This is a genomic window from Reichenbachiella sp. (genome assembly GCF_039941815.1).
In the GTDB taxonomy this organism is placed as follows: domain Bacteria; phylum Bacteroidota; class Bacteroidia; order Cytophagales; family Cyclobacteriaceae; genus Reichenbachiella.
This window is the reverse complement of the sequence record NZ_JBDVDW010000076.1, coordinates 112,609-126,552: the sequence shown is the minus strand read 5'-3', so window position 1 is coordinate 126,552 and position 13,944 is coordinate 112,609. Positions and strand designations below refer to the sequence as shown.

Here is a 13,944-nt window from a genome sequence, read left to right as displayed (position 1 = left end):
TTATCAGTTTTTTACGATAAAAGAGTAAAACATTTAATAAAACATTATACTAATTATTATTATAAATACTCTTATCATCGAATGCAATCTGAAGACATTGATCATTGGATACAATGTGTGAAGAAATGTTTAGCACTTCATAGTCGCTACGCCTTAAATGAGCGTTGGTGATTCCTTCCTCCCAAAAAATCATTAATTTTCAGGTTCTCCTTTCGTCGAGTTGCAGCGTAATTAGATTTTAATCAGCTCCGTAAGAAGATTCACAGCCCTACCTATTCTTCAATACCTAACCTTATAGCTATTTCTGCACTTAGCAGGACAGGACAGTATAGCTAAATTTTTGTGCGCATTTAATTTAGTGGAAATTCTAAGTAGAATGAATTAAGTATGAAGAGACAATACACAATCAAATTTTACCAAATAATTGCACTTGTAGCGGTTATTTTATTGCACGTTTCTCCTGCACTCAGTCAGAGCCGAGTAATTAAGGGAACTGTTACAGATGACAAGGGAATTACATTGCCAGGTGTTACTATACTGATAGTTGAAGGAGGAGCTGGGACGGTTACTGATATAGATGGGGCATTTACGTTAGACATTGGTTCTGAGACTAAATATCTTAAATTTTCTTATGTTGGATTTTTGACACAGGATATTGAGATTGGAAACAAGCAGGTTATTCAAGTGTCATTGAAGCCTGATGTCGAAGTACTGGATGATGTGGTAGTCACGGCATTGGGTATATCTAGAGAAAAGGAGTCTTTGGGTTATGCCGTTACAGAAGTGGACGGAAAAGAGTTGGCACAAATCAAAACAATTAATCCAGTGAATGCTCTTTCAGGTAAAGTAGCTGGAGTAGATATTAGTCAACCTAATACCGGAGCAGGTGGTTCTTCTAAAGTTATTATCAGAGGGAACTCTAAAATTACTGGCACAAATCAACCGCTATATGTGATTGACGGAGTGCCTATGGACAATGGAGGTTTTGGAGAAGCTGGAGAGTATGGAGGTATCGATCAAGGAGATGGTATTTCATCCGTTAATCCAGATGATATTGAATCTATTTCTGTTTTGAAAGGTCCAGCAGCTGCCGCATTGTATGGATCTAGGGCAGGTAATGGTGTGATCATGATCACAACCAAAAAATGGAGTAAAAACGGTGGAAACAATTTTAACATTGACTTTTCATCATACTTCACTGCTGAGCAAGTGATAGGTCAGTATAGTGATACGCAAAAAATATATGGACAAGGCATCAATACGCCTCCTAGGGATCAGGGAGAGGCAACCGGTATGTACAGCTGGGGGCAAAAATTAAATCCAGATTTGAGCTTTGTTCAGTTTGATGGACAACTTAGAGATTATGGCATTAAGGAGGATAATATTAAATCATTTTTTCAGACGGGTACAACTATTAATAATACAATAGCTTTTTCAGGAGGTAATGAATTTGCCAATTTTCGATTTTCTGGATCTGATATGAGAATGGAGGATATTGTTCCCAATAGTGGTCTAGTGAGAAATACTTTCAGCCTAAGAGGGAATATGAAAATGTGGAAAAAATTCTCAGTAGACACAAAAATTACTTATACAAAGGAGCAAGTTAACAACAGGCCCTATTTAGGTTTTTCAGGAGCAAATTCTGCTTTGCCATTAATGCAATTGCCACTAAATATTGACCAGAATTGGCTTAACGAAAGTAAAGTTGATCAAAATGGAGACTACCTGTATTGGCATAATGATTCGAGGATTATAAATCCATATTATGCCATGTACAATATGGAAAATGAATCGGACAAAAATAGAGTGATGGGATATTTGTCCTTGACATATGATTTTAATGATTGGTTGAATTTAAGGGTTAAAGGAGGAGGAGATACTTATTCCTATAAGTATTACAACTATGCTCCTTATTCTACACCCCTGCAAGAATCGGGAGAAATGTCGGAAATTAATTCGCGGACAACCGAAACCAATGCAGAATTTTTATTAACAGCCAGGAAGGAGTTTGGAAACTTTGATGGGTCCATAAGCTTAGGAGGAAACAGTAGGCATTATGACGTTTCCACTGTGACTACGAATGGGCGAGGTCAAGTATCAAAAGGAATTATTTCTATCAACAATTATGGAGACTACTCTTTGAATAAGACGAACCCAAGAGGTGAAATTAATTCGTTTTATGCCTTTGCAAATGTGGGGTATAAAAACTTCGCTTTTTTAGACGTTACTGCGAGACAGGATTGGGACTCAACACTCCCTCAAGACAATAACAGTGTGCTATATCCTTCAATTACAGGGTCGTTTGTTTTTACAAGTGCTTTCGATATTCAATCTGGTTTGCTTTCTTATGGAAAAGTAAGGGGCTCTTATGCAGAAGTTGGTAATGGCACAGATCCTTATGGCTTAGATCGATCTTATTATCCCTATCCATATACTTTAGATGGGGCTACATTCTCTACTGAATCTGGGTCAATTATACCAAATCCTGACTTGGTAGCGTCATTAACTAAGGGATATGAATTTGGATTGGAAGCTAAACTTTTCAATTACCGAGTGGGTCTAGATATTACGTATTATAATCAGACCACCTTCAACGAAATTGTAAACTTACCGGTATCACTAGCAAGTGGAGGGAAAGCTTATAAGTTGATCAATGCTGGCGAAATCAATAATAACGGTTGGGAAGTGATGTTGAATATCGAACCTATCAAATCCAGAAACTTCCTTTGGGATATGACCTTGAATTGGGCGAAAAATAGAAACTCGATAGTAAAACTACATCCCGATGCTAGCACACAGGAAATTGCTAGAGCATCATGGATTAATTCTCTGATTAGAGCTGAAGAAGGTGGTGCCTACGGTGATATTGTGGGATTTGATTTCAAACGTTCTCCTTCTGGCGAGCCAATAGTAGATGATAATGGATTACCTATTGTGGGTGACGAGCAAGTAGTACTTGGAAACGGACAATATGACTGGACAGGTGGCTTTACGAATAAGTTTACATATAAAGGGATCGGCCTTAAGGCACATATCGATATGAAATATGGAGCTGATTTGTTGTCCATGACTAATATGAAACTTTATCAATATGGTCGCCATATCAATACCATTGATGGTAGAGAAGGATGGCATCAATCTGAGGATGAAAGACTCGCTGCCAACGTACCATTGGATCAATGGACTCCTACTAATGGCTTTCTGGCAGATGGAGTTATTGAAGAAGTTGCTGTAGACGAAAATGGGACTCCTGTGTTAGACGAAGATGGTAATCAGACCTTTACCTATAGAGCGAACGATAAGTATTCTAACCCTGTAGACTATTATGGAAGATTAGCCAATAGCAGCATTTTGTCTCCGTTTATTTATGATGCTTCTTATATAAAATTAAGAGAGGTATCACTTTCGTATTCCTTCCCTAAGGAATTGATGAAATCGACTGGTTTTATTACTTCTGCAACTATTTCCTTCGTTGCTCGAAATGTATGGACCATCTGGTCTAACGTACCCAATATAGACCCAGAGTCTACATATACGATCAGTAATGGACAGGGGTACGAATATGCTTCTTTGCCTCAAAGAAGAAGTTTAGGTTTCAACCTTAATATTAAATTTTAAGAATATGAAGACGAGTAATAATTTTTTAGTCTTAATACTATTGGTTGTCAGCTTTTGGAGCTGTGATGATTTTGATGACTTAAATGAAAATCCTACAAGCTCTGTCGTTGCTGACCCTGCCTCTTTGATTTCAACGGTTCAAATTAGACATTCTGGTGAGCGTGAAGTGACTTGGAGATCTACTTTTGCTTACCACATGGCCATTATGCAGATGGTGACTGGTGGAGAAGCGGACAGAGGGCAGATCTATATTAATACGCCATTTTACTTTGAATATTTGTGGGAAGCATCTTACAAAAACCTCAATGATTTAGAAATTGTCATTGACCAGACATCTGGTGATGAGGCAATGGTCAATTACCTCGCCATGGCCAAAATACTCAAAGTGATGATTTTTGCTCAGTTGACAGATTCTTATGGAGACGTGCCATATTTTGAGGCATCCAAAGGGTATTCTGAAGGAATCATTAAGCCAAAGTATGACTTGCAGCAAGATATTTACAATGATTTTTTCGTTCAATTGGATACTGCGGTTAGCCTGTTGAATATTGAAAAACCAATACAGGGAGATTTGATTTTTGATGGAGATGTGAGCAAGTGGGCCAAGTTTGCTAATTCTCTTCGATTGAGATATGCCTTACGATTAGTGAATGTAGATCCGGACAAAGCGCAACAAGAAGCGTTGCTCGCGTTAGACGCGGGAGTAATGGAAGATTACACTGATGCTGCCTACGTGACCCATGCCGAATTCGATTATGCAAGTGTTGGCGCACAAGAAATCAGAGGGAATGCATTTTCACAGGTTCAGCAATTCACTACACAGTACACTTTGGCTTGTAAAACCTATGTAGATTATATGAAGGACACTGTGGATAATGCAGATGTTGTGAGAGACCCTCGGCTCCGTTCGATGTTTAATATATATGGGGAAGCAAATTTTGAATCTACCCCAGAAAAATCGAAATCGACAACGGAGTCAAGCATAGAGGTGACAGATGAATACCTTGCTTCAGAGGGTAAATTGAGAGCATTTCCTCCTGGATACCAATGGTACAACAATACGGATGATTATGACCTATCACATGGTACATTGATTGTGCAAAAGGGAGGGCAGGATATTGTCATGTCAAAAAGATTTAAATGTCTTCAAATCAATAAGGAGTTGACAGCATTGGACATGCCTTCTATGTACATGTCTTATGCTGAATTGGAATTGTATAAAGCTGAAATGGCCGCAAGAGGCTGGGGAGGAAATGGTGTAATTGATGCACAAACACATTTTTCTCAGGCGGTATTGGCTAGCGCGGCAGAATTGGTAAATGTGATGGGCGCCAGGTCTATTGCGGGTGATATTCAAGGTTATATATCCGCCATTTGGCCGACAGCTGGAGTTCCGAATGAATTAGAAGTTATCAGTTTACAACAATATATGGTTAATTTTTATAACCCTACAGAGGCATATGCCAATTGGAGAAGAACAGGATATCCCGAGCTCAAACCAGCGAATCATCCTTTGACAGACCCATTGCTGAATGGACTTATTCCTAGAAGAATGCCTTACCCTTCAACTGAGATTAATTTTAATTCTGAGAATGTATCTCAGCATCTTAGTGAAGGTATGAATGACTGGGGTGCACCTGTATGGTGGGATGCAAGCCGAGATAGAGGTGTGTTGTTGGATTGATAAGATATAAACGTAAAATTTATGAGAGTTAAAAATATACTAGTCGCGTTTTTTGGAATCTGCTTTTTTCTGTTGGCTTGTTCTGAGGAATTTGTGAACCCACCATTGGAAGATTCAGATCTTGTTATTTACAAATTGGGATCAGGAGGAAATTTGAAAAGTGAAGCTTGGTTAGGTTATGAAGCTTATATCGGAGATTCTGTGGTCTTGGACTTACAGGTTAGTCCGTTGGAAGATACAGACGTACGCTATGTGTTGTTGGACGAAAACAACAACGAAGAGATTTTAAGTACAGACTTACAGTATATCTTTTATGCAGAAGAAGAAGGCACTCAGCTCACCTACTTTATTGCAGAAAGAGGAGCAGTGGCTGATACAGTTCCGATCAATTTTATTGCCTCACTTCCTGGAAGCTACACGAGTAAGTTTAATGCATGGCAAACGCTCACATTCGATGAGCTTCAGACTGGCACCTTAACTTATGAGTTTGATATGATTCCAAGTAAGGACAATATTGACGCCGTGGTAGGATTAACAAATGTTTCGGCAGTTACTGATTATTCAGCGCTATCGGCCATTGTACGATTTGATAGGAGTGGCATCATTGATTCTTACAACGATGGCTCTTACGACCATGACGCTGAAGTTAAGTATACTGCAGGAGCACAATATCATGTACGAATGGAAGTGGATATCTTTCAGAAACTATATAGTGTATTTGTGACCGATCCGAACTTAAATGAATTCAAAGTAGCTCAAGACTACGTGTTTAGAAACAAGTCCGCTAACCTAAGTGCAATGGCTTTAGTAGCAGGGGATTGGCAACTAGATGATCCAGGTACTCACAGAGTATTCAATACCAAGCTGACTACTCATAGCCAAAATTTCAAACCTTCTTTTCAAGAAGTGGACGATATATTGCTAGTGGAAGGCGCGTACCATGAAATATTGGTGGAGGCAACTGATCCACTAGGAGGTGATGTAACACTAGAGGCTAAATACCTTCCAAGATATGCAAGGTTTGAAGACCAAGGAAGTGGTCAGGGGCTTTTGACTTTAAATCCATATCAGGATTGTACACAGTGCGATGTGGGAGAAGTTCAAATTGAAATTGTTGCATCTAGCATATCCGATAGTAATTCACAACTGATCGATGTGAGTGTGATCAAGGCGGAAATATTACTAGGTCACATCGGAGATGCTGAAGTATGGTTTGGTGAATTTGCCAATGACCCGGCCAATGTCAATCCATGGAGGAACGACTCTCAAATTATTATTGGAGGAGGTTCCAATTGGCAGGACCCTGAAAACGATATATATGATCTCGCTGGAATTTTCCCTTTTGAAATTCCAGATATGGAACCTGGCGAACGATTTACTTTTGCGGCATTAAACATGTTTGTAAAAGACATTTCGCCTTGGGCTGAGCAAGATTATGACTTGTACGGCTTGCCATATCGTACATCCGAATATGTGATTGGAACTGATTATTACCAGGGCACTTATGATGGAGACCCTAATGCTACCGCCTTACAGCAAAGGTTCGCTTATGAAAAAACAGAAAAAGATGCTTCTCTTTTTACCAGTTCTGAAGGGGGTCAAGCTGTCATAAATTATCTCAATGCACAATTGGATGCAGGTGCTCAACCTGGAGACTTCGTCTTTTTCCGAATTAGTGTAAATGTAGATGATGCACCTACATTTGGTCGAGTCATCTTGTGGAGTGCAGATGTTGCTTCGAAAGCGCCAAGACTGCTCTATGATATTAATTAATAATATAACATACTGAATTTCAATTCAGGTAAATTAGTGAGGTGTTTAAGCCATTCCGATATATCGGAATGGCTTTTTTTTGTGATTTTGAATGCGATTAAATTTTCAGAATAATATCAGCAGTTGTTGAATTTGAATAAAAAAGCTAAAACATTTTGTTTAAATATTTAATCAGAATGCCCATTTTATTTGAAGGGTAAGGAGACAATATTTGTTAAAGTGGAAATTGGACTCTAATGCAAACGGCCAGTAGCATCAGTCAGATTCGTGAATAAATAATTGAACAACCTCGAACCATTCACATCACAATTCCCGCCAACGAGAAAAATTAATGTTTCACAAAAACGAATGATATGACGAAACTACTACGCTTAATTTTGGGAATATCGATGATTATTGGAGCCAACTTCAATAGCATCGCGGGTATTGCTAAACATTCAAAAATTGTCCTTACAGGGACTTCGCAAATCGCAGCTAGCGCCGATGATAATTCGGTGAATAACAATGGATCCATGCAATGGGTAGGCTACGCCACCCATCGCTTAGGTACCAACAAATACACTTGCGCCATCATACCTTTTCAGTTGCCAGTATTGGCAGCAGGAGAGCAGATTGCCTCAGCATCTTTTACAACCTATCTGGTTGGTAAATCAGGAAACCTGTCTGATGAGGTAGATTTATATGCAGTGCCTTATCAAGCATCATCTGCTGTAGTGGGTACTGATTATTTTGGCGGTGCTTATGGCAGTGATGCTGGAGCCACAGCCATACAGCAATCATTTTTCACAACCAGTAGCTCTACAGGGTCTACCTCTACTAATGCCGCAGCTAATACGGCGCTCGCTACATTTCTAAATGCCCAGTATGCCAATGGAGCCACCGGTGGAGAGTATGTTTTTATCCGATTGAACATGGATAGTAATTCAGGCTCGCAATACAATTATTGGGACATCGCTTCGCAAAATGGCACGACCAGTTCGCAGCGACCTTATCTCACCATAGATGTACAATCATCAAGCAATACAGCACCAGTGATGGCGGCGGTTGCTGATCAGTCGACACAAGAAGGAGCGAACAGCAATGTGAATGTATCAGCTACAGATGCTGACGGTGATGCACTAACTTTATCGGCTTCGAACCTGCCTTCATTCGCTACACTCACTGACAACGGTGATGGCTCCGGACAAATTTCTTTTCAACCAGCTATAGGAGACGACGGAACTTATTCGAATATAACTATTACAGCAAACGACGGTACCGACACGGATAGTGAGAGTTTCTCTTTGACTGTGACTACAGCACCATCCAACACTGCCCCAGTATTAGCAGCGATTGGTAATCAAAACCTAAATGAAGGATCTTCTTCGTCAGTAAGCCTTTCGGCCACTGATGCAGATGGTGATGCACTTACGTTTTCAGTTTCCAATCTTCCATCTTTCGCTTCTTTATCGGACAATGGAAATGGAACGGGCGCTATCTCTATATCACCCACTACGGGCGATGCAGGAAGTTATGCGGGAATTGTAGTTTCCGTTTCGGACGGTACTGCCAGTACGCAAGAGACAATCACAATCACTGTGAGTACGCCACCTACTGGAACGGTTTATTATTTAGATCCGGTAAATGGTGACATGGCAAACAATGGAAGTATCAGCAGCCCTTGGTCTTCTCTGGCGGCTGTAGCATACATTCATCCGACGATTGCAGATGGGGCTACATTGTACCTGATGGATGGAGATCATGGGACGCCATATGTGCAGAACTATACCTTCGCCAATGGCATTACGATTACGTCACTATCTGGTCACAATCCAACCGTGACCAGTCTTAGTTTAAACAATTGTACAAACTGGACCTTTGATGGAGTAATGTTTGACGGTACAAATTCAACAATTACCAAGGATGGCTTTTTGGTGACTGGAGATGCAAACTCTCACCACATTACATTCGAAAATTGCACTATTCAGTCGGCCGTTAGTTCATCTACATGGACTAAGACGGATTGGTACAATAATGTAAAAGGTGGTATTGATATGCGTGCGGATTACATCACGGTATCCAACACTACCATTAAGAATATCTACCATGCATTATCCCTTCGTGGAGATCATAGTTCAGCTACGAATAATTTGATCGACAATTTCGCTGGTGACGCAATTAGAGGTTTGGGTAGTTTTTCTACTTATGAATACAATACAGTTAGAGATTGCTATATCGATGATTATGCCATTCAGCACGATGATGGGTTCCAAGCTTATAATTTGGACTCCGATCCTAAGATAGAGGGCGTCACCCTACGATATAATAAGATTCTACTGTTCGAAGATCCTATCACACAATTTGTGATTGACAATAATTTGATCGGTACGCTCATGCAAGGTTTGATCATCACTGATGGTTACGCCGACTCATGGGTGGTAGAAAATAATTTGATTGTCAATCAGCAGGCACATGGGATCTCTCTGTATGGTGCTAGAAACTGCAAAGTGCAAAATAATACCGTCGTGCAGCATCCATATTTCACCGATACCACCGTACCAAGAATTTACTTGGATGATCAGGGGAAAACAGGACAGACGAACTTTAGTAATGTGATCAGAAATAACATCGCCGGCCAGCTTACTGACTGGACCTTCGATGCGACATCTACGGTTCAAAACAATGTGGATATCACAACTAACGTAAATAACTACGGCTCATACTTTGCAGATTATGCCAATCTTGATTTTCATCTGAAAGCAGGTAGTGGTGCTATTGATGCGGGAGTTAACACAGATGTAACTTCCACTGATTTGGATGGTAATGCCAGAGTGGCTGATGGAACCGTAGATGCCGGTGCCTATGAGTACAATAGTGGTACTGGAGGCAATGCACGTCCTGTTTTGGCTGCAGTTGGCAATGCTCAGCTCGATGAGTTGGCAAGTATTACCAAAAACCTCAGCGCCACTGATGCGGACGGAGATGCGATTGTACTTTCGGCTAGCAACCTTCCGTCTTTTGCGACGCTTACAGATAATGGAGATGGTACAGGAAGCATCCAAATCAATCCGCAAACGGGCGATGAAGGAAGTTACAATGTAACTATATCCGCTACTGATGGAACAGACGCTGATACGGAAGACATTACCATTACGGTAAATCCAGAAGGAGGCGCCAATGCAGCGCCGGTTTTGGCTACCATAGCCAACCAAAATGTAGAAGAGGGAAGTTCAGTGGCAGTCAACATTTCTGCTACAGATGCCAATGCAGATGCACTGACTTTTACAGCAACAAATTTACCTGCCTTTGCCAGTCTTACCGACAACGGTGATGGTACCGGATCCATTAGTATCAATCCACAGACGGGTGATGCAAGCACTACCAATGTGACGATTTCAGTTTCGGATGGTACTGATACGGATGATCAAGTCGTGGTCATCAACATTTATGCACCAGGAACCGTCGTTGGTAACACCTATTATATCGATCCAGTAGGAGGTAACAACAGCAATGATGGCAGCCAGGCTAATCCCTGGGCTTCTATTCAGCCTACATCTATTCAGAATGGTGACTTAGTGTATTTACTAGATGGTAATTATGGCGCTGTATATATTGGGAATATGGCCCGAACTGAGGATGTTACTTTTAGAGCACTCTCAGGGCACACCCCAGTATTTTCTAAGCTTACGATAGACAATAGCCAACATTTGGTATTCGATGGCCTTACCATTGATGCGTCTACAGCCAGCTTGGGCAAGGAAGAATTTATGATGACTGGTAATGCCAATACTACGCATATCACTGTGAAGAACTCAACCCTTAAATCAGCCGATGATATTTCTACCTGGACAAAAAACGACTGGTATGCCAACGTGGCCAGTGGAGTAGATTTCAGAGGGGGTAATATTACTTTTGAAAATACGCTGATCACCAATGTGTATCATGCACTCTCCTTGCGTGGAGATTACTCCTACGTGACGAATTGTACGATTGATAATTTCGCCGGAGATGCTATTCGTGGATTGGGAAGTTTCTCTACCTACGAATACAATACCGTGAGAGATTGTTACATCGATGACTATGCCATACAGCATGATGATGGATTTCAGGCATACAAACTGGATGGAGATCTGAAGATCGAAAGTGTGACTTTGAGATACAACAAATTCTTGCTTTTCGAAGATCCTATCACTCAGTTCGTCATCGACAATGAATTGATCGGAACGCTTATGCAGGGAATTATTATTACTGATGGTTATGGTGATGGATGGGTTGTAGAAAACAACTTAGTGATGAATGACCAGACTCATGGAATCACTTTGTATGGTGCTCGAAATTGTAAAATCCAAAATAATACAGTCGTTCAGCATCCACATTTTACTGATACCGATTTGGTACCATGGATATCTTGTCAAGCGCAAAACAAAACGGGCCAGGACAATTTCAGCAATGTGATTAGAAACAACATTGCAGCGAAATATACAACCTGGACTTTCGACGCTACTTCTATCGTGGAAGGCAACATTGATATTGATCAATCTAATTACAACAACTACTTGCCCTATTTCGAAGATTATGTCAATCATGATTTTCATTTGAAGGCAGGAAGTCTGGCCATCGACGCCGGCGTGAACACAGACCTTTCGACGTTAGACCTTGATGGAAACACCAGATTGTTTGGGCCTACGGTTGATGCCGGATGCTTTGAATATTCTGCTTCATCAGATAGCGTAGACCCTGAGTTGGCAGCCACTAATAATACATTCTTGGATGATGTGTTCACCTTCAGTTATACAGAAAGCGTAACACCTGCCACAGCAGAAAATACCGCTAACTATAGCATTAACAATGGCGTGACAGTTCAGAGTGCTACATTAGAAAGTGATAATCGCACAGTGACGTTGGAGGTGTCTACATTGGGTGGAAACCAGATCAATACCTTGACGGTGAGCAACGTACAGGATTATGCTGGTAACATCATCTCTTCTGGAAATACTGGCACATTCAAATTCACTTGCGACACATTATGGGCGAGTGCATTCCAAGATGATCAATGGGGATACAATCCTCCCGCTGGCGCCATGGATGGTGACTTAAATACTAAATGGTCGTCTGATGGTACGGAATGGTTACAGAAAAATTTCTGTAGTCCAGTTACTATTACTTCTGTTGATATCGCTTTTGGATTAGGAGATGAGCGTACGTATGACTTCAGCATAGAACTATCCAGTGATGGCGTGAGTTATTCAGAAGTATTCAATGGGACCAGCAGTGGAACTACTTTGAGCCTTGAAAATTTTGACTTCACAGATACACAAGCTCGATATGTAAAGATCATTGGCGGTGGTAATTCAGCTTCTTCCTGGAATAATTATCAGGAGGTTCAAATTAACACCTCAGGTACTCCACCGACCAACAATGCACCAGTAGTGGCAAGTATTGCTGACCAGAGTGTGGAAGAAGGAAACAGTGTGAATGTGGCGGTCTCAGCCTCGGATGCTGATGGTGACAACCTCACTTTGAGTGCTACTAATTTGCCTTCGTTCGCATCTTTCACAGATAATGGTGATGGAACTGGAACAGTGAGCATCACCACGTCTATTGGTGATGCGGGTACTTATTCAAATCTGACCATAACCGCATATGATGGCCAGGTCAATGGATCAGATACTTTCGAACTGACGGTAACTGCAGCGCAAGCAGGAAACACAGCGCCGGTATTGGCAGCAGTTGGAAACCAAAGCGTAGACGAAGACTCCACACTCAATGTGTCCATCACAGCCACGGATGCCGATGGTGATAACCTCACCATTTCAGCGACAGGGCTACCTACTTTTGCCACACTCACATCCAATGGAAACGGTTCGTCAACCTTGGCGATCAGTCCGACAGATGGAGATGATGGCGTATATTCTAATATCGTGATCAGCGTGACCGATGGAACGGATACAGCGAGCGAAACGATCAGCATTACCGTCAACGAAGTGGTGCAGGGCCAGTCTTTCACTATCTATGCCCATGCTGACGATCAGGAGGTACGAACGAATGGAACTACGCAATGGGTAGGACAATCCACCGCCCGAGTGGGTGGAGCTAGTTCAGCCTACGATGCCGGATTGGTCATTCCGTTCCAATTACCAGCCCTACCGACAGGTCATGAAGTGGCTGACGCATCTTTTGCCATGAATTTGGTTGCCAAAGTCAATTCTCCAGTTGGGAATATGAATGTATCTGGAGTGACGTATCGAAGTGCAAGCAGCGTGCAAGTGGCGGATTACACGGCATCGAGTACCCTGATAGAAACTGGGTTTATTACTAGCAGTACGGCTGCGGGTGTAGTTTCCATTTCAGATGACCAGGAGCTAGCCGACTTCATCAATGACCAATATGATGCTGGTGCGGTCGCAGGCGATTATATATTCTTCAAGGTGCAATCCGATGTAAACGAGGCCAATTATTCTTATTGGAATATGAGTACGGCAGACGATGGTAACAACAGTAAGAAGCCTACGCTAAGTCTTGTTTCTGGGGTAGATAGCGGAGCGAGAACTTCAAACAAGGTGTTATCTGTCAATATAGAAAATGTAAAACTTTCTATATATCCAAACCCGATTCAGCACGGTGAGCTTAATTTGACTTTGCCTTCGAATTTTGATGCTTCGACCGGAATAGTTCGAATTTTTAATAGTTCAGGACAAGAAGTTCGAGTAATACACTTAGGAATTAGAAATTCTATTTCACAGTATCATATTTCGAATTTGGAGGGTCTAAAAACAGGATATTACTTACTGCAGCTTTCGGATACTCAAACTGTTCACAAGTCGAGATTTTTAATAAAATAGCATTGCTTAAAGAGAACTCTCTTTTCGATGCATAAAAGGGGTTCTCTT

At 41.2% G+C, this 13,944-nt stretch carries 4 protein-coding genes; all 4 read left to right on the top strand.

Annotated elements, in window-relative coordinates; all coding sequences use genetic code 11:
- The first annotated feature begins 387 nt into the window (after positions 1-387).
- The 4 genes from ABJF11_RS20475 to ABJF11_RS20460 all read left to right on the top strand — a co-directional run bounded on the left by ABJF11_RS20475 (position 388) and on the right by ABJF11_RS20460 (position 13,896).
- On the top strand, positions 388-3,618 hold the full coding sequence (locus ABJF11_RS20475; protein ID WP_348122156.1) for a SusC/RagA family TonB-linked outer membrane protein: 3,231 nt from the start codon (positions 388-390) through the stop codon (positions 3,616-3,618).
- A gap of 4 nt (positions 3,619-3,622) precedes the next feature.
- Complete coding sequence (locus ABJF11_RS20470; RefSeq protein ID WP_348122154.1) at positions 3,623-5,302, top strand: SusD/RagB family nutrient-binding outer membrane lipoprotein; 1,680 nt, start codon at positions 3,623-3,625, stop codon at positions 5,300-5,302.
- Between the two features lie 21 nt (positions 5,303-5,323).
- A complete protein-coding gene (locus tag ABJF11_RS20465; RefSeq protein ID WP_348122153.1) occupies positions 5,324-7,075 on the top strand; it encodes a hypothetical protein in 1,752 nt (583 codons plus the stop codon).
- Between the two features lie 353 nt (positions 7,076-7,428).
- On the top strand, positions 7,429-13,896 hold the full coding sequence (locus ABJF11_RS20460; protein WP_348122151.1) for a putative Ig domain-containing protein: 6,468 nt from the start codon (positions 7,429-7,431) through the stop codon (positions 13,894-13,896).
- Positions 13,897-13,944: the final 48 nt, after the last annotated feature.

Excerpts from the sequence above, each read along its gene's own strand:
- ABJF11_RS20470 (WP_348122154.1), top strand. The coding sequence starts at position 3,623 with ATGAAGACGAGTAATAATTTTTTAGTCTTAATACTATTGGTTGTCAGC.
- ABJF11_RS20465 (WP_348122153.1), top strand. The coding sequence starts at position 5,324 with ATGAGAGTTAAAAATATACTAGTCGCGTTTTTTGGAATCTGCTTTTTT.
- ABJF11_RS20475 (WP_348122156.1), top strand. The coding sequence starts at position 388 with ATGAAGAGACAATACACAATCAAATTTTACCAAATAATTGCACTTGTA.
- ABJF11_RS20460 (WP_348122151.1), top strand. The coding sequence starts at position 7,429 with ATGACGAAACTACTACGCTTAATTTTGGGAATATCGATGATTATTGGA.